Here is a 21,867-nt window from a genome sequence, read left to right as displayed (position 1 = left end):
GATGACGGTCACGCGACAACCGCAAGCGTTGCAAGAGGCGCAGGACACTCCTGAAGAGCGCTCCTGGGCAGCGCTGGTGCGTGCAGGGGGCTACCTGTCTCCGGCGCAGCGCCAGGCCTTCGAGAAAGCCATCGCACTGGTCACCGACCGGATGCGCGACACCCTGGAGAAGCCGGCCACTCAGGTGGGCGATCGCTTCAGTCTGGATCATTACGTCGACAGCCTTGAACCGGGCTTCAAACGTGATGCCGGGCAGGGCGAACTGCAGGGCGATGCGGCGCTGACAGCCTTCTGGATCGTACGCCTGATGGCCGACCGTTTGCTTGAAGCGGCGGGCGGCAAACCGAACGTGCATTGAAGCGCTGATCGAGGAAAACAAAACGGGCTCTTGTGAGCCCGTTTTTTTATAGGTGGGTTTTACCGAATCTGCGTCTGGCTGGATAGCGCCGGGAGCGCTGTCGTGCGGCATGCCCACGCAGAGCGCTCATCGTTATACACAAGTCATCTGGCTATCCAGTTAGGCAGCAGCGCTGATGCGCTTTTGTAGCGCGATGGCATGAACACCGCAGATCGCGATGTGGGTGAAGGCTGAGTCCTGGCGCTGATTCGGGGGGGACAATCGGCATGGATGCCGATTGAGCTGCACTGGGCCATGGATGGCCCATTTGCAGCGACCCCCGAATCAGTGTCAGGACGAAGGAACCCCGGCGAAGCCGGGGCCGGAACCGGAGCAGCAGGCTTACTTTGGCCTCTCAAAGTAAGTCGTCGAGGGGCGAAAAGGTGACTGAAGCCATGCGCTCGGCTCACTGAATCCGCAATCTGTGCCATTTGTGACGCGGAGCGTCACGGGATGCATGCCCACGCGGAGCGATGGGCACGATCAGTGTCGAGGCGGGCTTGCGTATAACGATGAGCGCTGGAGCGTGGGTACGATCGGTATCCGCTACCGCACGCTGATCGTTACCACGCTCCGCGTGGCAACGCCTCTCAAGACGCTCCGCGTCCGCTCTCGAACGTGGCGCAGAGCTTCGTGGGATGCATGCCCACTTCAGAGCGATGGGCACGATCAGTGTTGAGGCAGATTTGTGTATAACGTTAAGCGGTGCTTCGGGAGAGGTGTCAGTGGGTGGCGGGCTTCATGAAGCGCTCTTTTTCGAACTCCATGTAGATGATCGTTCGCGGGACCGGCGTTGCGTTGACCGCGAAGTGATCCAGCGCGCCGTCAAAGATCGCGCCTGTTCCCGGTTGCTGGTGATAGAACTCGCCCGCCACATTCAGGTACGAGAAGTTCGCTTCGCCTGCTGCGCTCAGGGTGATGTGCATCTGCAGCAGGCCTTCGTCGGTCAGTTCGGGGTGGCGATGAATGCTCAACAGGCTGTGCGGTGCCAGACGGGCCAGCGCCAGCACCTTGATGCCCTTGAGCGGTGCGAACAGCGCCAGGGTGCGCGGCAGGGTCGCCTGGGCCGGGCCTATGGGCGTGTCCCTGAACAGCAGCGCGTATTGCGTCCAGTCCCGGTTGCCGCCTTCTGCCCCCCAACCCTTGAGCCAGCCGTAATCACCCCCTTGCTGCAGGTGTTCGCTGATTTCGGTGTGGACCTGCTGATGGGACTTGTCGGTACGATCAATGTCGAGCAACGGCGCGTCCATTGCGGCGACCTCTTGCTGAATCACGGAGCAATTGGCAACCAGATGGGCGAGTGCGGGAAAGTCGTCGAGCGAATAAAAGGCCGTGGTCATTTTCGGTATTCCTTGAGAACGCTAAAAAGAGCTCGTGGTGCAGTCAGCGCTGCACCACGAGCGTATTCAACAGGCACTGGACAAAACGCAGGCGCGTCAGGCCCTGAATTCCATCCCGTCCTTTTTCAAGGCTTGCGCCGTGGCGATAACCTCTTTGGTCGGGCGAGACATCTCACCGTCGACGCTGAAGCTGCTCGGCCTGTTCTGATCTTCCCCGTAGTTGAAGTTGATCTTGGCCAGCGTCTTGTTGACGTTGACTGCCGCCGAGCTGCTGGCGCTCAGCAGAGGCGTCGGGGTCGTGAAACCGTCGGACTGGCCCGCCAGCTTGAACACCGTGATGGCCTTGATCCGCAGGTTGTCGCGGTCATTGAGCATGCCGATGATGTCACTCTGGGTGATGCGGCCCTCGCGGGTACCCTTGTCGATTTTTTGCATCATCTCGTCCTTAGGCTCCAGGCGAACCCGTGCCATCGTGCCCGGGCTGGCTTTCATCTGGCCGATCAGCGACTTCAGGTTGGGCTCCTCGGCGATCAGTTTGGCAATGTTCTCGGCGTTGCTCGGCGAGTGCAGACTGCCGAGCATGCTCATGATTTTCGAGGCGACACTTTGCTCATCCAGACGCGAGAGGTTGGTGTAGTTGCTTTCATGACGGGCGTTGTCGAGCACCGAATGTTTATCGACGGCTGCATCGTGTTTGGTTGTTGCGCGGCTCAGGCTCAGTAGCGCAGCTTTTTGCGCACTGTTATTCGGAGAACGGTCCTCGAAGAGCTTATTGAGGCCATCCAGGTGCGCCTGGATTTTCTCTTTCGGCGTCTTGTTCGCGTATTCGGATTGTTTGGCATCGGCCAGTCGCGTCAGCTCTTTCTGTGCAGGCTTGTCCTTGAAGGCACCGTCCAGCTGCTTGCTCAGCTTCGTCAGCTCGGCGGTCGTCATGGCCACCCCTTCCTTGGTCTGGAACTTGGTGCGTTTGGTGGTCTTTGAATCGATTGACGCAGTGATCGTCGCATTAGGGCCGAATGCAGAGGCCTGTGCGCCCGGTTGTGCCACTGCAGCAGGCGTCGGGGCTGCTGCTGAAGGCTGTGTCGTCGTTGCCGGCTGAGCGGCAGCGGTCTGGTCGGTGTGGCCTAGGTTGATCTGGGCGCGTGCATAGGCGGTGGCGCCGGCGGTGTTGGCAAAACGGACCCGATTGTTGGATTTTTCGTCCAGCAGCCCCTTGTCGTTTTCCTGGGTCGCCGAGTACTTGGTAAATGTGGCCAGGTTCAGGTTTATGTTGGCGCCGATGCCTGCCCGGGCGCCTGCGGTCCATTCTTTTTCATTGGGATCGCTCAGTCCCAGCTCGACGCGAAGCTCGACACCTACGCCCCCGGTCACATCGCCATTGAAGCGCTTCATCGAGTGCGCTTCGTGGGCAGTGCCGTTCTTGAGCACGTCCAGCGCGGTAACCTTGCCGCCAAACAGATCGTCGACAAACTGGTCGATTTTTTCGTCAGGCACGGTGAAGGCTGTGCCACTGCGCGACATACCGGTTCCCTGTAAGGTGCCGTCGCCGCCGAGTCGAAGGGCCATAAAACCCCGTTGATCATTGATGTTGTACTCACCGAAGTTGGGCACCAGTCTCTGACCGCCGCCCACGCCCGCGCTGCCGCTGACACCGCCTTCGTGGAACATGTAGACCGTCACACCCTTGTCACCGCGCTCGGCATTGAACGCGTAGTTGCGTGCTACGCCGACCGACGCGCTGGGCCAGGGTCCTGCACCCAGGTTGGCAAGGCTGAAGAACGGGGTGGTCGCAGTGACACCATAGCTGCGTGACATGGCGATTTCATCGTCAGGGTGCTCAAGGTGTTTGAGCGCGCTTTTCATCTTGTCGGCCAGATCCGCCTGGCTGGTCGCACCCATCGCCGCGCGCATGTTCACACTGGTGGCGTGAGTCGGGTCCTTGAAGCCGTTGAGAAACGACTTGATGCTGTCGTAGCCGTCTTCCAGTTGCTTATGTCCGCTGAAGCCCATTTCGGTCACGACCTTGACGGGGTTGTCGTTGTACTGCTTGTTGAGTGCGTTCAGCTCGGTCTTGAGCGTTTTCACATGGGTGGCGTTATCCACTTCAGGGCTGCGCGTCTCGGCCTTGTCGAGCAGCTTGCCTACCTTGTCCAGTGTCACGACGTCCAGCGCCAGACGCGCCTTGCTCAAGGCGAGCTTGTCACTCTGACTGCGCCGGTGATCGGGAGACGTATCACCGTCCAAGTGCTTGAGCTTCATGCCGTTGTCATTGAGTCGTTTGAGCAGAGCACCGGCCGGGTTTTCGGAGGAGGGGGCAACCTTGCTCAACGCGCCCTGTACATCGGCAGCCAGATCATTCTTGATCGGCTTGGCGTGTTCCGCTTTTGCGATCTGGGCTTGCGTCGGTTTGCGCTCGGGTTTGATGAATTCGCCGTGCAGGTTGAGCACGCCCGTCTTCTGTCCCAATTGCTGCACCACACCGTGGCTGTGGTTCTCCAGGTCATCGCGCAGCGTTTCCAGATCCTCGACCAGCTGTTTGCCTTCCGGGCCCAGATCCAGGCGGGATATACGCTCCTTCAAGGTGTTACCAGGCTGAGGTGCGGGGCTGGAGGAGTTCTTGATCTCGGTCAGTTCCTTGAACACGGGTGCCTCTGCCTGATACACCTCCTGCAGCCCTTCGCGGCCCTTGATCCGATGCTGGATGTGGTAGAACCCGTTCATGATCGGCCGAGGAATATTCAGGTCGGGTTTCACGATGTGAGCCGGAATGAACTCCTTTACGCTCGACTTGTGACTGAGCGAGGTGTCACTGCGACCCGCCAGGGTGCTGCTGATTTTCAACGTGTTGCCTGTGCCGAAAATCTTGACGTTTTTCGAGCCATCATCCAGTCGCCCGAACAGATTGTTCAACCCGTTTTCCGGCTCCTTGCGCGGCTCCATCGGCTGGAACTGCTTGTCCTTGAGGACGAAGGAGCCCTCGTCAGGCGCCCCATCCTTGAGTTTCACACTGACGGTGTTGTTGCCCTCCTTGCGGATACTGTCGACCGGACGATTGCCGGGCGTGTCGATTTTCTGCCATTTCGCGTCAGGCTTGGGGTCCGATTCCGGTGCCTGCCAGTCGTCCTTGGACATGAAGTACAACTCGCCCGTGGTGGTCGTGGCGTGCAGGTTGTGGTTCTCGTCCAGGGTCAGCGAGGCGACTTCGCCGGACAGGTCCTTGCGGGTCAGCTCGGTAGGCTCGCCGGTCTTGTGATGGGCCGTCAGGCGGCCCTGATCATCGACGGCGGCAAACTGCTTGTCGTTGAGCATGGCAAACGCCTTGATGACGCGGTCATCGAGGCCTTCGATGGCATCGCCCATTTCAACTTTGGTCGAGCGGGTCGGCTGGTTGAGGTTGTGGGTGCCGCTCAACGAGGTCTTGGTGTATTCGGGGCTGACCTTCAGTTCGGAGATCTTGCCGTCCTTGAGCACGTAAGCGCTGCTGTTGTTGCCGCGCTGCAACCGGTCGATGTCCTTGACGCCGGTGTCCTTCCAGCCTTCCGTGGTTGCATCCCATTTCTGTACACGGTTGTCTACGATGCCCACCCGACCGTTGCGGTCCAGATCGAACGTGTTTTCCGGGGTCGGCACCTTACCCTCCGGCAGGCCGCGCCTGTTCTCGACGACCACCACATCGGTCAGGTTCCAGCCGTTGCGCAGGCTGGAATTCGCCTCGTCGAGGGTGTGGCTGTGGATGTCGCCGACATCGTTTTTGATCAGCGCGTGCAACTGACCGTTTTCACCGCTCAGGAAGCCTGTGACCTGCTGGCGCTTGCCCAGAGTCGAGTCTTCAGGCTGAAAATTTTTCTCGGGTTGCAGGTGCAGTATGCCGTCTTCGCTTTTCAGGTCCTTTCGCGCGGCGCTGTAGAGCTGGCCTTCGGCGTCGGCCACGAACAGGCGGTCACGGGTCAGGCCGACATGTTTGGCTTCGGATTTGCCATCGTTGAGTTCGAGCGTCAGGTGCATGTCTGGCACCTTGCCCATTTCGCCCAACTGCAAGGTCTGGGTGTCTTTACCGGCGAGCATCGCCACGGTGCCATCCGGAGAGACCGAATGCGCCGTCAGGCCTTCAAGTTTCATCTCCGGCTTGTTTTTTTCGCTACTGGAGAGGTTGACCAGCGTATCGCCCGTCCGGCCGTAAACCTTGCCATCGCCCTGGGTCGCAAGGTGGCTGAACGTGGTCTCCTTGCTGTCTTCGCTGGGAGACCAGGTCGCGGTTGCCGGATGCAGTTCGTAGAGCTTCTCGTCCTGCAGCCGCAGATGCTTTCCGCTGCTGTCCAGATGGGCACCGCTCAAATGAGCGATGTGGGCGCTGTCCGGCAATGACTGGGCGCCACTGTCGTGGCCGGCGATGCTTGCCGAGTTGTCTTCGCGTTGCAGTTTCAGGCTGTCGGGTTTGCTGCCAGGCGGAACACTCAGCGGTTTGCTGCTGCGAAGCAAGGCCAGAGCAGCGTCGGTCTGGGCTATCTGTACCAGATGACCTTTTGGCTCGAGCAGCACTTGATCGCGGTCACTCGCCGAGTTTGTGGCCAGATAGCTCTTGCCCGGTTGGCCCAGCCGGTCCTTGAGCAGGTTACCCAGTGCGGATGGAATGAAGTGATCGAAATCCGGTCGACCTTTGGCGTCCAGGGAAATGATGTTGATGGAGGGTGTGTTGCGCTCCAGGTTGCCGTTCTCCATACGGAAGGTTCCAGCATTGCCTGCGGCACTGCGGGTCAACTGAGGTCTTGGCGACGCGTCTTGCGTGCTGCCCGAAGCATGGCTCTGTGCCGGTGTGTTGCCGCCCGATCGAGACGGACCAGGTTGATGGTCGGAGCGTGCCGGTGAGCTTTCCTGGCTGGGCAGCCAGTCCTTGAACGACAGTTCCCGTTGCAGCGCCGTTGTCGGACGCTCGCTGCCTGTGGAGGACGAACGCGTGACTGGCGGGCGTCGAGCCGAGCTGATATGAGCGATATCGTCGGCGTCCAGTTGCGGTGCGGTCTGCTCTGGCGCCGCAGTCGGCGTCAACGCGCCCGGTGTCGGGCCGAAGGTGCGCGGGGGAATATCGGGCTGCTGCGTCACCGGGACCTGTACGGGCTGCTTGCCCAACTGAACGACCGACACCGAGGCGCGCTGGGTCGGCGGCTCGGGTCGCTGCTCCAGCCCGCGTGGATTGTGACCCTGGGAGGTTGCGCCATGGACCTGTCCGGTCACGGGCGCGTTATTGATTGGAAGCATTGAGGTTCTCCAATGTCATGGCTGGCCAGGACAACCTCGCGATGGATGTCCGGACTGTAAAAGGAAGGATTCCTTTGCCCTGAGTGGAGTGCGCGCCGAACTGGTTCCGCGTCCTCAGTAATGCGGCATTTCGATCACATCACCCTTGAGCTGCTCGTCCATTTCCCGCAGCAGGCGATACACCTGGGCCACTGCCTGCAGAGTGGCGCGCGGGATGAACTGGCCGACGTTCTCGCGGTACAGCGTTCGCGCCAGCCAGACAAAACGCACCACCGGCACACCGGCCTCGCGGGCGCGCTCGATCAGTTCGCGGGCTTCGGCATCTCGGCCCTTGCAGATGATGCGTGGCAGCGGCGTCTGTTCCGGACGGTAGAACAGGGCTACGGCAAAGTGCGTCGGGTTGACCAGCAACATGTCGGCGTCCTCCACCGGTGCCCTTGCGGGTGCTGCGCTGCCGGGCTGGTCAGTGATTTCACGAGCCAGCGCCTTGCGATGGGATTTCATGTGCGGGTCGCCTTCGGACTCCTTGTATTCCTTGCGGATGTCCTCGTGGCTCATTCGCTGGCCCTTGACGAAGAAGTACTTCTGCAGCGCGAAGTCCAATCCTGCCAGCACCAGCAGCAACCCCAGGCAGGTCCGCGACAGGTGAGTGAACAGCTCGACCAGCGCCATCCAGTAACTGTCCAGGTCGGTGCGGGCAAGACCGATCAGATCGCCCAGCGCCGGAGGCAGCAGCACGTAGAGCACGCAGGTGATCATCACGGCCTTGCACAGGCTGTTGAACAGGTTGAACAGCTGCCTGGAGGAGAACATCTGCTTGAACTGGTTGATCGGGTTCAGGCGCTCGAAATCCAGCTTCAGCGAGTCGGTTGCAAACAGGGGGCCGAACTGCACCCAGCCACCCGCCAGTCGCATGGCGGCGGCAATCCCCAGCACCGGCAGCATGAACAGCAACAGCTCCCAGCCCGCCTTGGTCAGCACTTCGCCAAGCGCCGCATTGAACGGCCGGTCCAGCTCGGTCAGGGGCAGGGCGATCAACGCCTTGAGGCGCGACATGCCGCCATCCACCAGCCCCAGAATCATCTCCATCAGCGCCGCGAAAATGAACAGCTTGGGTACATCCTGGCTTTGTCCGACCTGACCCTTCTTGCGCGCGTCGTCGAGCTTTTTCTGGGTGGGTTCTTCGGTTTTTTCGCTCATGGCTCAAGGTCCGGCAGGCAGGGCTTCAGGGGGTGTGCAGCATCAGCGGCAGCAGATGCCGCAAGTCGCTCAGATCGGCCAGGCGGCCTTCGCCGAGCAGCGTCAGCATGGGCATGTACAGCACCAGAAAAAACAGACCGGCCAGGCTCTTGGCAGGCATTGCCAGGGTCGACACCTGAAGCTGCGGGCTGTACAGGCTGAGAATCGCCATGCCGAATTCGATCATCAGCAGCAGACCCACCAGCGGCGCGGCATACAGCACCATGAAGCGGAAGGTACTGGCCACCAGCTTGAGGTACACCTCGAAACCGGCTGCTCCGGTCACCGGCACCCATTGCGTGGCAGGCCATACGAGGTAGCTGTCCCACATGATCTGCGTCAGGCTGGCATAGCCACCGCCGAGGATCATCAGCAGGATCAGCACCTGCTTGAGCATGTGGCCCAGCTCCGACGTGTTGTCGCCCAATGCCGGGTTGATCTGCCCGCCGACCAGCGCGCCGCGCTGGTTGTCGAACAGGCAGCCGATCGATTCGAACAGCCAGAACGGCATGGCCAGCAACAGGCCCAGCAGCAGGCCGATTACGCTTTCCTTGAGCAGCAGGGCGCAGAGATCCAGCCAGTCGAGCTCATGCCCGGTCAGTCCCATGCGAATGGCAGGCATCGGAATCAGCGCCAGTGCCAGCACGATGGCGTGGCGCAGCATGCCTTTGAGCTCGGTGAACGCAAACGCCGGAATCAGAAACAGACAGGGGTACAGACGCGCCATGCCGATGGTCAGTGCAATGATCGTTTCACTGAGTTCCTTGAACGCGGGCTCGAACATGTCAGGCCCTCGTCTGGCTGATCATGCTGAATGACAGATAGGCCAGTTGCATCAACTCGATGCCGATCCAGCGCCCGGTCAGCGCCAGCGCCAGCCCGACGGCGACCAGCTTGATGGCGAACGGCAGGGTCTGATCCTGCAACTGCATCACCGCCTGGAGCAGCGAGGTGATGACGCCGACCACGACGGCCACGATCAGCGGCGGCGCAGACAGCACCACGACCAGCATCATCGCCTGCTTGAACAGCGTCAGGGTTTCCATAGTGCCTCGCGCGATCACATGTAGCTGTAGAAGAGTCCGTCGAGCAGGCGCGTCCAGCCATCCACCAGCACGAACAGCAGAATTTTCAACGGCAGCGAAATGGTCATGGGGGCAACCATCTGCATGCCCAGCGCCAGCAGAATGTTCGAGACAATCAGGTCGATGACGATGAACGGGATGTAGATCAGAAAGCCGATCTGGAAACCGGCCTGCAGCTCGGACAGCACAAAGGCCGGGACCACGAGCAGCAGGTCGTCGCGGCTGGCCTTGTCGGCCATTTCCTTGGGCCACATGCGCTGGGTGTTTTCCAGCAGGTGGGTCTGGATGTCAGGGTCCAGATTGCGCGTCATGAAGGTGCGCAAGGGCTCCACCACATGCTTGCCGGCGCTTTCCATGGCCGCGAACGTGTCCAGGTGCTCGGGCAGCTTTTTGACCCGGTCACCCATTTCACTGAACACCGGCGCCATGATGAACAGCGTGGCGGCCAGAGCGATGCCGTACAGGGCCATGTTGGGCGGCGCCTGCTGGACGCCGATGGCGTTGCGCGTGATCAGCAGCACCATGGCGATTTTCAGGAACGCGGTGCAGATGATCATCAGCAGGGGCGCCAGTGACAGGGCGCCGAGAAACAGCGCCAGCGTCAGTGGATTGGCATCCTGCAGGTTCACCGCAGCGCTTCCATGCGGGTGATCTGCAGACCCAGGCGGCCTTCGACGTCGACCAGTTCGCCGTGCGCCAGAACCCGTTCGCCATGGTGCAGCATGGCGTGGCCGGGCGTGCAGCCGTTGAAGGTCAGCACAGAACCCACAGCCAGCGAGCGCAATTGCCCCAGACTCAGGGAGAGGTTGCCGGCCCGCACTGTCAGCGCCATGCTCAGGTCATTGAAACGCTGCAGGCCGTCTTCGTTGGCGTCGGTGCTGTCTGCTTCCGGGTGGTGCTCGTGCTCGTCGATATCATCCAGGTGCAGCGGATGATCGTCGGCGGCAGAGAAGTGGTCGATCGTGGCGTTCATGGGGATTTGCTCCAGTTCGGTGAGGGTGAAGCACAGCGCGTCGGCGCTGGTCTGGGCCAGACTCAAGCGGCACCCGCCCAGTTGCAGGGTGCCCTGGCCGTCCGGTGTGAACAGCGAGTGATCAGGCAACAGCACATCGCCCGGGCGCAGACTGGCCAGTTGCGAAGGGCTCAGGTTCAGATGACCCAGCAGCAGCGGTACGCTGATCGGCCATTGCCACGGCATGGCGGCAGATTCGGCCTGCCATTGGCCCCGGTCGAGCAGGTCGAGCAACGTCTCGGGCTGCGCAGACAGGCGTGCGCTGACCCGCAGGCCGTTGATCCTTGCCTGCAGCAGGCAGTCCAGCCCCGTCGTCGGTGGTGCATCGAGGGGCTGCAGGTCGCCAAACAGGTCCTGCAGTTCCGGGCTCAGGTAGTGGTTGTACAACTGCCAGTACCAGTGATGTTCATCGTTGGCCGAATCCGCGTGCGGCATCAGGGCCGGGCAACTGGACAACAGTCCCAGCAGAGCTTCAGCCTCGGTCAGTCGCAAGGCCCCGGCCGCGCTGTCCAGCTGGCTTTCATGGCGTGCCGGGTTCGGTGACGCGCTCAGGCGCAGGTCCAGCCAGCCTTGCTGCTGATCCAGTTCGAACGGCAGGCTCAGGCCGCTGCCGATCCTTTGCCGGGCGCTGGCCTCGGCGTTGCTGATGGCGCGTAAATCAAGTGCATGTGCATTCATGTCACTGGTCTGCCTGTCCGAGGGTGAGGCGTATGCGGCGGCCGAGTCGCTGGCTGAGCCACTCACGGCTAGCCTCGCGATATTCCTGGCAACGCTGCAAGGCAACGTCTCTGGCAAAGCGCAGTGCGATGTCCAGCCCGTCGGCACGCGGCACCACCTGCACGATCACCTTGCCCAGTTCGGGCAGTTCAAAGGTCGCTTCCATGGGCATCTGGTCGTCGGCGTTGAGGTGCTCTTCGATCGGTTCGATCAGCGGGTCCCACAAGGGTGTTACCGGGGAGGGCGGTGTCCCTGCATGTCCGCCCTGTCGCTCACCGTCGCGCCAGGGATCGGGCAGCGTCTGTGGCAGCTCGGCACCGCCCCAGAAACCGATATCGTTCGGCGCGCTCATCATGGCTTCGAACAATTCACCTTCGTGACGGGTTTCGCTGGGTTCATGCTCGCGACGTTCGAAGCGGGTCGTTGGCTGGGCTGTCTCGTTGCCGGAGCTGCCGGTCGGGCGAGGCTTGGGCTCTGGTGGGCGCGGCGGCACCGGTTTGTGAAGGGCAGGCTTTGCGGTCATGACGCCTCCCGCGCCAGATCGACGAGGAAGTCCAGCTTCTCCACATCGCGCTGACGTTTGCGCAATTCGCGCTGGCTGTCTTCGGCCCAGAGCTTTTGCTGCTGATGCTCATGCTGCAGGTCGCTCAGTTGCTTTTCACTGCGTTCGATCTGCCGGATCGCCTGACGCTCGGCGGCCAGCCAGTCGTTCATTTCGCTGAGTGGCAGTGCGCGGTGCGCATGCCGTTCGCGCTGTTCGATGCGAGAGTGGCGGTGCGCCTCACGCAGCGCCTCAAGCTCGTTAGTCATGCTCAGCAGGCGGGCATGCAGGGCCGCGAGCACCTGACTCTGGCGTCGCCAGGCCTGTTCGGCCAGGGTCAGCCTGTGGCGGCGAATCGGCGCCAGGACGTCCAGCGTTTCGCCAAGGCCATTGAGTTGCGCGTCGTTGGCTGAATCCTGCGAATCATGTTCATCGTGGGACATCGGCAGTTACCTGTATGAGGTGGTCCAGGGTTTCATCGAGCGACACCGGGTCACGCAGCGACTGCTGAAGAAAGCCCATGATCCGGTCACGGGACTGCACGGCAAAATCGGTCAGCGGGTCGTTACCCGGCTGGTACTCGCCCAGCTTGATCAGCATTTCTACCTGCTGATAAGCCGCCATCAGTCTGCGTACCTGTGTGGCACCGTGGACCTGTTCGGTTCCCACCACATTGCTCATGGTCCGGCTGAGACTGGTGAGAATGTCCACCGCCGGGTAGTGGCCACGCTCGGCCAGCTTGCGCGAGAGCACGATGTGGCCGTCGAGCAGCGAGCGCACCTCGTCGGCGATGGGGTCGTTCATCGAGTCCTGTTCGATCAGGACCGAATACAGCGCCGTGATCGCCGCATCGTGGGTACGGCCGGCGCGTTCCACCAGGCGTGGCAGCAGGCTGTAGACCGAGGGCGGCAGGCCGCCGCGTCCGGCCGGTTCGCCACTGGCCAGACCGATCTCGCGTTGTGCCCGGGCGAAGCGGGTCAGGGAGTCGATGATCAGCAGGGTGGATTTGCCCTGCTGGCGAAAACCTTCGGCAATCGCGGTGGCGGTGAACGCTGCGCGGGCGCGTTCCATGCTGCTGCGGTCCGAGGTGGAGCACACCAGCACGGTGCGCTGGCGTAGCTCTTCGTCCAGCTCATGGTCGAGGAATTCGCGCAGCTCACGACCCCGTTCACCGATCAGGCCGAACACGATGGCCTCGCACGGCGTGTTACGCGCCATCTCGGCCAGCAGGGTGGTCTTGCCGCATCCGGCACCGGCAAAGATGCCAACACGTTGTCCTTCGCCCAGTGTCAGCAAGCCGTCAATGGAGCGCAGCCCGGTGGACAGCGGTGTATCGATTCTGGGCCGTTCGGTGGCGGGCGGGGCATCGCGGATCACCGGTTGTGCACCCACGGCACCCGACAGGGCGAAGGCCGAAGGGCCGTCGCCACTGAGCGAGCGGCCGAAGCCATCGAGCACCGCGCCCAGAAGAAACTCACCGACCACCAGGCTATGCGGCTGAAACAGCGGCCTGACCGGTGCGCCGATGGCGATGCCGTCCAGCGGTCCCAGCGCAGCCAGCAAGGTGTGCTGCCGGTCGAAACCGACGATTTCAGCCATCACCTCGCTGCCATCGGCACGGCTGATTTCACACAGATCGCCGATCCTCGCCCTGGGCATGTAGCTGTTGAGCAGAATGCCGTTGACGCCAGCGATCCGGCCGCGGATCAGCACCGGCGCGCAGTGCGACAGACGCTCGCTCTGGGCCTGTCGCCATGACTCGAGACGTGCCAGCGCTGCGTCCATCACCAGCTCACCTCGACACGACGTTCGCCTTCGAACACCAGCTTGTGCTCGTTGATGTCCACGAAGCGCATGCCATCGACTTCGTCGCCCAGAAACAGCCGACGACCGTCGCTGGTGAGGATGCTTGCCAGCCGTGTATTGCTGATCTGGATGATGGTGAACGGCAGCTCGGCGGTCGCCGTGGGCAGCGCATTCAGCACCTGGATCGGGCTGCTGTACTGACGTTCGAAACGCAGCAGCATGCGCGAGGTGGACTGCAGCAGATCGTCCTCGTCAAAGTCGCCGTGCAGAAAAAGTTTGCCCTGTTCTTCCGCAATCGTGACCCGCTTCTGCAGCTCTCGCTCGGTGAGCATCTTGAGCAGTACGTTTCTGACCTCAGTGGTGTCCTTGAGCACGACCCGGGACGGTTTCTGCGGTGCGGGCGGCGCCGGTTCTTCGCGCTTGAGTAGCCACATCAGGGCGCCCACGAATACCAGCAATGACGCGACCAGCAGCATGGGTCCCAGCAGCGAACGGGGAGGTTTGAGCGGTTGTGCGTCGCGCTCGGCGCTGAGCATCGCGGGCTGCGGTTCAGCGTCTTCCGTTGCCTGAGGCGTGTCTTCATCGTCCTCGGCGGGCCATTCGGTGTTGGCGCTGATCACCGACAGCCACACGCCGTTGACGGCGAACGGCGTGCCGGGCTCCAGTTGACTGATGGCCTCGACCTTGTGGCCTTCGCTGTCGGTTACCGGCCCTTCACTGCTGGCCAGCGACCACGTTTCATCGACCAGTCGCAGCGTGCAGTGCCGGTTCTTGATGCCCGGATCATAGAGTGCAAGGTCTGCACCGGCAGACGAGCCAATGCTCCACTGCTCGCCGTTGAGGGGCAGCGCTGCGCCGCGATGCAGCCCGGTCAGGACCCGCAATTCGTAAAGTTTGTCGGTTTCCATGGGTGCTCCGTCAGGCCATCAGGTCGTAGGTTTCTTGCAGGTCGATCCGCCCCAGCACCTGGACCTGAACCGTGGGGATCAGCTCGGCGAAGGACAGCACGGGAACATGGTGGAACTGGTCGGTCAGCAGGCTGCGCAAAGGGCTGCGCAGGTCCTGCGCCACCAGCAGGACCGGTCGGGGGCTGGCTTGCAGCGGAAAGGCTTCGCGCAGTTGCTCAACCAGCGCGTTGCCCAGCTCCGGTTCGAGGGCAAAATAGGATTCGTTCTGGGTCTGGCGCAGGGAGTCGCGCAGCAGCACTTCGGTTTCCGGCGTCACCAGCCAGGTATGCAGCGTGTTCTCTTCACAGTGCTGGTGACAGATCTGGGCCTTGAGGGCGATGCGCACGTGATCGGTCAGCGCGTTGAGGTCGCGCTCGTGCTGGCCCTGCTCGATCAGGGTTTCAGCGATTGGCCTGACCGAACGCAAGGACACCAGTTCGGCGGACAGGCGTTGCAGAACGGCGGCAAAACGCGCCAGCGGCAAGGTGCGCTGCAGCTCCTGCGCCAGTTCCGGCTGCTCGCTTTCCAGCCAGCTGAGGATGGCCTTGCTCTCCTGCAGGCCGATGAATTGCGGTCCGGTGGCCTGAAAGGCTCGGCTCATGCGTTCCAGGATCAGCTCCAGCGAAGACACACCAGCGTGCTCTTCTTCCTTGAGCAGCGGATCATCGATGTCCACCCAGACCCAGCGAGTCTCATCGCGTTCGACACGGCCCGGCTCACCGGCGTCCTCATCGATTTCCCGATGATCGACCGCCAGGCGCGCGTTGGTGAAGGTGGCGCGGATGAATGGCACTTCGTAGACGCAGAAGCGGAATTCATCAGGCTCGAAATGATCGGCGAACTCCATGTCGAACGAGGGCAGCGTCAGGCCGAAGTTGTGCACCAGCGTGTTGCGACGCTGGCGAATGCCCTGTATCAGCCTGTCGAGCTCCGCCGTGCCCTGATGGCTGGAATGGCATTGCAGCAGGTAGGCCCGTGACGGATTGAAACGGCGAATGTCTTCGCGCCCGTTCAGTTCCGGCGCGCCTTTGCTGGCTGCGCCGATGCTGTCCTGATGCAGCTCTTTCTGGCGGATGCGCCAGAGCTGGATCAGGCCGCTGAACAGGCACAGCAGGGCGATACAGGCAAAAACCACCGTCGGCATGCCCGGAATGAGCCCGAACCCCATCATGCCGATGGATGAAAAGACCCATGCCTTGGGCTGGCTGGTGAGCTGCTCGGCAATTTCATGACCGATGTTGGCGTCGGCCGTCTGGCTGTCGGGCGCTACGCGGGTAATGATCATGCCCGCTGTCAGCGAGATCAGCAGGGCCGGAATCTGTGCAATCAGACCGTCGCCGATGGTCAGCACCGAATAAAGGTGCATCGCGTCACCGGCCTCCATGCCGTTCTGCAGCACGCCGATCGAGAAGCCACCGATCAGGTTGATGAACACGATGACCAGACCGGCAATGGCGTCGCCCTTGACGAACTTCATCGCGCCGTCCATGGCACCGAACAGTTGGCTTTCCTTGGACAACTGTTCACGTCGGTGCCGGGCTTCGCGCACGTTAATCAGGTTGGCCCGCAGGTCGCTGTCGATGGACATCTGTTTGCCCGGCATGGCGTCCAGCGTGAAGCGCGCAGCCACCTCGGCCACCCGTTCCGAGCCCTTGGTGATGACCAGAAAGTTGACGATGGTCAGAATCAGAAAGATCACCAGACCGACCGCCAGGTTGCCGCCCACCACGAAGCTGCCGAAGGCTTCGACGATGTGTCCGGCGTCCTGTTGCAGCAGGATCAGACGGGTCGTGGCGATCGACAGCGAAAGACGAAACATCGTGGTCAGCAGCAGCACTGCCGGAAAGGTCGAGAAGGCCAGCGGACGCGGCAGGTACATGGCCAGCACGATCAGCAACGACGAAATGCAGATGTTCAGTGCGATCAGCACGTCCACCAGCCAGGTCGGCAGGGGCAGAATCATCATGAAGACGATGGCCATGACCATCACTGCGCCGACGATTTCAGTGCGGCCCATCACCGCCAGTGCCAAGCGGTTGAGCAGGTGAATAATGCCGTTCATCCTGACACTCTCCCGACATCGTCCATGCCCAGCGCCTTGCGTTCGTGGCGCGCCATTTCATCCATCAGGCCCTGCAGCAGACGCAGCCCGTTCTGCCGGGTCTTGAGGTCTTTCCACAGTGTCAGCGGCAGGTTTTGCAGCAATGGGTACAAGCCGTTGAAGAACAGCGGCTGCAGCGTAGGCGTGCGGCCGATGGTTTCCTCGGCCAGCAGCGTCAGGTCGCGGGCGAAGAAACCGTTGCCGCAGAAACGCAGCACCCGCTTGCTCATGGCCAGCGGGGTCATGTTGCTGTCGGGCGCCTTGTGCGCCAGACGCTGCAACAGCGCCAGACATGTCTTGATCAGGTTGTTCAACTGACCGCTGGCGCCCAGCCCGCGCAGCATGGCCCGCAATGCGGCGCCGGGTATCGACGGGGCGAGGGCGGCGATGTCATCGGCCAGCGCCCTTTGCAGGGTGCGCAGGCCGCGTGCGAACTGATCCTCGTTGAAGCGCTCCAGCAGCGACTCCAGCAGGCTGGCCAGCGGTTGCTGACCGACGATGGCCTTGTAATACAACAGGCGCATGGCGCTGCGTTGCTGGGGATCGCTGCTGAACAGGGCGATGGCGCTGGCGGTGTTAAGGCCCGCACGGATCTTGTCGCCGTGGCTCAGGCGCAGTTCGTCGATCAGCGCCATGGCCTGATCGTGAGTGTCCTCCTTGCCTTCGGTGGCGGACATGCGCACCACCTGTTGCAACAGCAAGTCGGCCCGCGTCGGGTCGCCGCCAGCCTGGGCAAGCACATCCTTGAGCGAACCCTGCTGCTGCAACTGACCCTGCAGACGCCTGGCCTGTTGTTCCAGGCTGGGCTGGTCGGCGTTGTCGAGCAGGCGGTAGAGCTCGGCGAGTTTTTCGACCCGCTCGACCCGCTGCGAACTCGTGCTTTCACGCACATGCCGCTCATCGAGCCCCTTGCTGTGGCGTTCCACGCTTTCGCTGAATTTCATCGCCACTTCTTCCATTGAGTCCTGCAAAGGATTTTTCGGAACCAGCGATTTGGTTTCAGGCACCGGCGGGCGCGGGATCAGGTCAGGCTCGGGGCGGATGTCGATATAGGAATTGATCTTCATGGGCAGCGCAATCGCCTCGGAACAGGTGTGTCCTGAGTGGCGATTGCGGGCAACTGGTTCCTGCGCAGCGGAACCGTAAAAAGTTGTGCAACAACTGGCACAGCATTTATGTCGGGAATGCCATATCTGGCACAAAACGGGGTTTTCGCCGAGATAAAAACGTTATTTATCAATAATTTAAAAATACTAAAAGGTTGGTACGTTCGCTGCTCTCCCTTAGTGGCCATTGGTGGCATCACAACTGCGTATCAGGAGATAAACGTGGAAGGGAAAGACATTCAGCGAGACGGAACTGTTATTGGAGTAATTGCGCTGGATCTGGGTGGGCTCGCGAGGACAAGCGAGAAGAAACTCAGGGGATTCATCGGCAAACGCGTGTTCAATCAGGCCGACGTGGATGACCTGATGCAGATGACGTATCTGGAAGCCTGGCGCAACCAGCACAAGTTCATGGGCACCTCACGACCTGAAACCTGGCTGTTCGGCATTGCAGCGAACCTGGTCAGGAACCACTTCAAGACGTTCTACAACCAGCCTCAGCGCATGGAATTGACCGATACCGAAATGGAGAGTTTCGAGCACGGTCATGACCCGAGCATGCTGAGCGACCATCAACGCACATTGGGACGAACCCTGGCGGCCATCGAGGAGCTGTCGGTGGACATGCGCGCGGTACTGGACCTGGTCGTCGATGCCGACGTCAGTTATCAGGACGCAGCAAGGCACCTGGCCGTCCCGATCGGCACCATTCGCTCGCGCCTGGCGCGTGCCCGGGGACAGCTCAAGTCCAGCGTGTATTCCAAGGAGGTTCACTGATGAACAGTTTTGTCGACCGGCACTCACTGCAACGCCTGCCACGCGGCATTCGTGAATCGACCGACGATGATCTGCCGGCAATGATGAGTATCTTCAACGAGACCGCGGCCAGCGGTGCCAATTCTCCCGTAACCCGGCCCATGACGTACGAAGAGGTGAAGTTCTACGTCAATCTCTACAAGCGCGATGGCCTGCCGGTGTATGTCTATGAACGGCGGGGTGAAGTGCTGGGCTGGCTGTCGATCAACCGGTTCAGTTGGGGGACGCAGGCGTGTTTTCAGACCGGCGAGACCGCGATCTACGTGCGCGGCGATCACTATGGCAGTGGCATCGGTGTGGTGCTGGGCAAAGCGACCGTGCTGCTGGGGCGACAGGTGGGGCTTGAGAATCTGGTGGCGTGGATCATGGCAGCCAACCTGCCGAGTCAGAAGATCGTGACGGCCATTGGTGCGCACCTGTGGGCGCGCCTGCCGAACATCGCCCGTTTCGGCGAGCAGCGTGCGGACGTGCTGCTGTTCGGGCTGCCCCTGACCGGATCGCACAATGTGCCGGTACAGGTTCACGTTTCGGAGGCTGTCTGATCCGCTGAGCGACGCAAGGATCTGCACCGCTGATGGTCGGCGTGCAGACCCCGCATGAAAAAGAACGGCGCCACCCTTTCGGGTCGCGCCGCTTTTTGTTTCAGTGAGCTGTCAGCGATCAGGCGATCGGCTGATCACTCCATTCGCCGTTGACCAGGCGACGCAGACCCAGTGGGTTGGCGTTCTGCAGCGCAGGCGGCAACAGGTTGTCAGCCAGGTTCTGGTAGCAGACCGGACGCAGGAAACGGTCGATGGCCAGCGTGCCCACCGACGTACCGCGTGCATCCGAAGTGGCCGGGTATGGGCCGCCGTGAACCATGGCTTCGCACACCTCAACGCCAGTCGGGTAGCCGTTGTACAGAATACGGCCGACTTTCTCCTCCAGCAGCGGTTGCAGCCAGCTGTATTGGCTCAGGTCGGCAGGTTCGCCGATCAGGGTGGCCGTCAGTTGACCGCGCAGGGCCTGCAACGCGTCTTTCAGCTGCGCATCGTCAGCGACTTCGATGACCAGTGTGGTCGGACCGAAGACTTCTTCCTGCAACAGTTGATCGCCATTGAGCAGCAGACTGACGTCAGCCTTGAACAGCTGTGCCTGAGCCTGTTTGCCTTCCTGCGGCTTGCCAGCCAAATGGGTGACGCCCGGGTGCGACAGCAGGTGCTCGACGCCCTTGCTGTAGCTGCGCAGACCGCCCGCGTTGAGCATGGTCTGTGGTGCCTGGCTGCCCATCTGCTCGGTCAGTTGCTCGAGGAACGACGAGAAGGCCGGGGAGCGCAGACCAATGACCACGCCAGGGTTGGTGCAGAATTGGCCGGCACCCATCACCACGGAAGCTGCAAGTTCCTTGGCCACGGTTTCGCCACGCGCAGTCAGAGCGCCCGGCAGCAGGATGACCGGATTGATGCTCGACATCTCGGCGAAGACCGGGATCGGTTGTGGACGCTCGGCAGCCATTTTGCACAGGGCGTTGCCGCCGTTCAGCGAGCCGGTAAAGCCGACAGCCTGGATGGCCGGGTGCTTGACCAGGCCTTCGCCCACGCCGTTGCCGAAGATCATGTTGAACACGCCTTTCGGCATGCCGGTGGCTTCAGCAGCACGAATGATTGCGCTGGCAACCAGATCAGCTGTGGCCATGTGACCGCTGTGGGCCTTGAACACCACCGGGCAACCGGCGGCCAGTGCGGCAGCGGTGTCGCCGCCAGCGGTGGAGAAGGCCAGCGGGAAGTTGCTGGCACCGAACACGGCAACCGGACCGACGCCGATGCGGTACTGGCGCAGGTCAACGCGCGGCAGCGGCTTGCGGTCCGGCAGGGCCTGGTCGATGCGCGCACCGACGAAGTCACCACGGCGCAGGACTTTGGCGAACAGGCGCATCTGGCCGCTGGTACGGCCGCGCTCACCCTGGATGCGCATTTGCGGCAGGGCGGTTTCCTGGCAGACGATGGCGACGAAATCGTCACCCAGCTTGTCCAGCTCGTCGGCAATCGCGTCGAGGAACTCGGCGCGGCGGGCCGGGCTCAGCTGACGGTATTCGGGGAAGGCGTTTTTGGCAGCCAGGGCCGCAGCGTCGATTTCGCTGTCGGTGGCTTGATGAAAGCTGTAGGGCAGTTCTTCGCCCGTGGTGGCATCCAGACTTTTTTGCAGGCTTTGGCCCAGAGCGCTGCGGCCGCCAGCGATGAAGTTCTGGCCGAGAATGTTAGGCATCGGTATCTCCTGTTGTTTTGAAGGTGGAGGCGGGCGCCGGTTACGGGGCCTTGCACTCCTTATGGGTTGCCGAGTTGCTTTACGGTGTTCGGGGTTGGCGGGCATTCGTCGAGCAGGCCAGCCATCCAGTCTCTGGAAAGTCGGCAGTCATCGTACAACTTGAGTCGCTGCCGACGCAACTGCCGGGCAGCGTTTGTGACGTTACGACAACTGCCCGCAGGGCTGCGGCTATATATAAGGCAGGAGCACCCTGTTCCCGTCATCATGAGCCGTGTTTATGACCCTTTCAGGGCATGCAATGCTTCAAGCACCTGACGAAGTGCCTTGCTGACCGGCTTGTCCTGACGCAGCACGATGCCCAGAGTACGGCTCAATCCCGGCGTCAGCGCGTGCACCTGCAGACCGCGCCGATGATGCACCGCGGCCACCGACATGCGTGGCACGATGCTGTAGCCCAGTCCGGCCGCGACCATTTCCTTGATCGCTTCGATGCTGCCCAGCTCCATCATCGGCTTGACGCGAATTCCGGCCTGCAAGTACCACTCATTGATCAGCAGGCGCGTGCTGCTTCCGGCTTCGAACACCACCAGCGGCAGTTCACTCAGATGCTCGGGCGTCATTGCTCCCGGTAGCGGCTGATAGCTGCTGGCGAAGATGGCCACGAATTCGTCATCGAGCAGCGGGGTGACATCAAGGCTGCGGCCCGAAGCGGGCAGCGTGACGAGCGCCAGGTCCAGGCGGTTTTCTTCCACAGCCTTGAGAATGCCGTCGGTATTGCCGGTGCTGACCCGCACATCCAGTTGTGCGAAGCGCCGACGCAAGGTCTGCAACAACGGCGGCAGCAAATGAATGCAGGCCGTGGCGCCAGTGCCGATGGCGACTTGTCCGGCGATGCCGTCGGCGTGGCTGGACAGGTCAAGCAGCGCGTCCTCGACCACCGCATCAATGCGCGAAATGTGCTGCAACAGGGTCTCGCCCGCCGAGGTGGGTTTCAAGCGTTTGCCCACCCGCTCGATCAGGCGCAGGTTCAACTGATCTTCCAACTGCCGCACTTGCAGGCTCACTGCAGGCTGCGTCAGGTGAAGCCGCTCGGCGGCGGCGGAAAAGCTGCCATGAGCGATGACCAGTGAGAAGGTGTGCAGATGATTGAGGTTGAGGCGGCGCATGACAAAGTATTTCTTATGCTGTGGATGATTAATCATAGCTTTTTTAATGATTAAGACGAACGCATCATTACGGCCACTTTCAGACATCCGCCAA

General features: G+C 61.7%; 18 protein-coding genes. 3 read left to right on the top strand and 15 right to left on the bottom strand.

From position 1 onward, the window contains the following. Position 1: 1 nt before the first annotated feature. On the top strand, positions 2-358 hold the full coding sequence (locus tag CFBP1590_RS16015; protein WP_004884774.1) for a hypothetical protein: 357 nt from the start codon (positions 2-4) through the stop codon (positions 356-358). 761 nt (positions 359-1,119) lie between these two features. Here the strand turns inward: CFBP1590_RS16015 and CFBP1590_RS16010 are convergent. From CFBP1590_RS16010 to sctW, 13 genes are all read right to left on the bottom strand, one after another. Then, complete coding sequence (locus CFBP1590_RS16010; protein ID WP_058430538.1) at positions 1,120-1,737, bottom strand: aspartyl/asparaginyl beta-hydroxylase domain-containing protein; 618 nt, start codon at positions 1,735-1,737, stop codon at positions 1,120-1,122. A 96-nt stretch (positions 1,738-1,833) separates the two neighbouring features. Beyond that, positions 1,834-6,993 (bottom strand): AvrE-family type 3 secretion system effector, encoded by a 5,160-nt coding sequence (locus CFBP1590_RS16005; RefSeq protein ID WP_088235497.1) that lies wholly within the window; start codon positions 6,991-6,993, stop codon positions 1,834-1,836. 114 nt (positions 6,994-7,107) lie between these two features. Beyond that, a complete protein-coding gene (sctU, locus tag CFBP1590_RS16000) occupies positions 7,108-8,193 on the bottom strand; it encodes a type III secretion system export apparatus subunit SctU (protein WP_029242889.1) in 1,086 nt (361 codons plus the stop codon). A gap of 25 nt (positions 8,194-8,218) precedes the next feature. Beyond that, positions 8,219-9,016, bottom strand: a complete 798-nt coding sequence (gene sctT, locus CFBP1590_RS15995) for a type III secretion system export apparatus subunit SctT (protein WP_004885166.1) — start codon at positions 9,014-9,016, stop codon at positions 8,219-8,221. Between the two features lies 1 nt (position 9,017). Then, on the bottom strand, positions 9,018-9,278 hold the full coding sequence (sctS, locus tag CFBP1590_RS15990; protein ID WP_004885167.1) for a type III secretion system export apparatus subunit SctS: 261 nt from the start codon (positions 9,276-9,278) through the stop codon (positions 9,018-9,020). A gap of 14 nt (positions 9,279-9,292) precedes the next feature. After that, complete coding sequence (sctR, locus tag CFBP1590_RS15985; RefSeq protein ID WP_004885168.1) at positions 9,293-9,946, bottom strand: type III secretion system export apparatus subunit SctR; 654 nt, start codon at positions 9,944-9,946, stop codon at positions 9,293-9,295. Further along, positions 9,943-11,007, bottom strand: coding sequence for a type III secretion system cytoplasmic ring protein SctQ (gene sctQ / locus CFBP1590_RS15980; protein ID WP_088235496.1), 1,065 nt, complete (start codon positions 11,005-11,007; stop codon positions 9,943-9,945). The genes sctR and sctQ overlap by 4 nt, the downstream gene beginning before the upstream one ends. A gap of 1 nt (position 11,008) precedes the next feature. Next, positions 11,009-11,569, bottom strand: a complete 561-nt coding sequence (locus CFBP1590_RS15975; protein WP_050575408.1) for a type III secretion system HrpP C-terminal domain-containing protein — start codon at positions 11,567-11,569, stop codon at positions 11,009-11,011. Next, positions 11,566-12,030, bottom strand: a complete 465-nt coding sequence (locus tag CFBP1590_RS15970) for a type III secretion protein (RefSeq protein ID WP_088235495.1) — start codon at positions 12,028-12,030, stop codon at positions 11,566-11,568. The genes CFBP1590_RS15975 and CFBP1590_RS15970 overlap by 4 nt, the downstream gene beginning before the upstream one ends. Beyond that, on the bottom strand, positions 12,017-13,372 hold the full coding sequence (locus tag CFBP1590_RS15965; protein WP_088235494.1) for a FliI/YscN family ATPase: 1,356 nt from the start codon (positions 13,370-13,372) through the stop codon (positions 12,017-12,019). Before CFBP1590_RS15965 ends, CFBP1590_RS15970 begins: the two co-directional genes overlap by 14 nt. Further along, a complete protein-coding gene (locus CFBP1590_RS15960; protein WP_029242885.1) occupies positions 13,372-14,301 on the bottom strand; it encodes an FHA domain-containing protein in 930 nt (309 codons plus the stop codon). The genes CFBP1590_RS15965 and CFBP1590_RS15960 overlap by 1 nt, the downstream gene beginning before the upstream one ends. 10 nt (positions 14,302-14,311) lie before the next feature. Continuing rightward, positions 14,312-16,402, bottom strand: coding sequence for a type III secretion system export apparatus subunit SctV (sctV, locus tag CFBP1590_RS15955; RefSeq protein WP_004885174.1), 2,091 nt, complete (start codon positions 16,400-16,402; stop codon positions 14,312-14,314). Next, the gene (sctW, locus tag CFBP1590_RS15950; RefSeq protein ID WP_029242883.1) at positions 16,399-17,508 is read right to left on the bottom strand and encodes a type III secretion system gatekeeper subunit SctW; all 1,110 of its coding nucleotides are present in this window, start codon (positions 17,506-17,508) and stop codon (positions 16,399-16,401) included. Before sctW ends, sctV begins: the two co-directional genes overlap by 4 nt. Before the next feature lie 261 nt (positions 17,509-17,769). On the opposite strand from sctW, the gene CFBP1590_RS15945 reads away from it, so the two are divergent. Further along, entirely contained in the window at positions 17,770-18,324 is a 555-nt protein-coding gene (locus tag CFBP1590_RS15945; RefSeq protein ID WP_029242882.1) for an RNA polymerase sigma factor, read from the top strand. Further along, the gene (locus CFBP1590_RS15940; protein WP_004885177.1) at positions 18,324-18,905 is read left to right on the top strand and encodes a GNAT family N-acetyltransferase; all 582 of its coding nucleotides are present in this window, start codon (positions 18,324-18,326) and stop codon (positions 18,903-18,905) included. The genes CFBP1590_RS15945 and CFBP1590_RS15940 overlap by 1 nt, the downstream gene beginning before the upstream one ends. A gap of 118 nt (positions 18,906-19,023) precedes the next feature. Here the strand turns inward: CFBP1590_RS15940 and CFBP1590_RS15935 are convergent, their stop codons facing one another. Together CFBP1590_RS15935 and CFBP1590_RS15930 are read right to left on the bottom strand one after the other, a co-directional pair. Then, on the bottom strand, positions 19,024-20,607 hold the full coding sequence (locus CFBP1590_RS15935; protein ID WP_058430545.1) for an aldehyde dehydrogenase (NADP(+)): 1,584 nt from the start codon (positions 20,605-20,607) through the stop codon (positions 19,024-19,026). A gap of 275 nt (positions 20,608-20,882) precedes the next feature. Then, positions 20,883-21,773 (bottom strand): LysR family transcriptional regulator, encoded by an 891-nt coding sequence (locus CFBP1590_RS15930; protein ID WP_088235493.1) that lies wholly within the window; start codon positions 21,771-21,773, stop codon positions 20,883-20,885. Between the last annotated feature and the right edge of the window lie 94 nt (positions 21,774-21,867).

Source organism: Pseudomonas viridiflava, assembly GCF_900184295.1.
Taxonomy (GTDB): domain Bacteria; phylum Pseudomonadota; class Gammaproteobacteria; order Pseudomonadales; family Pseudomonadaceae; genus Aquipseudomonas; species Aquipseudomonas viridiflava.
This window is presented reverse-complemented; position numbering and strand designations above follow the sequence as displayed.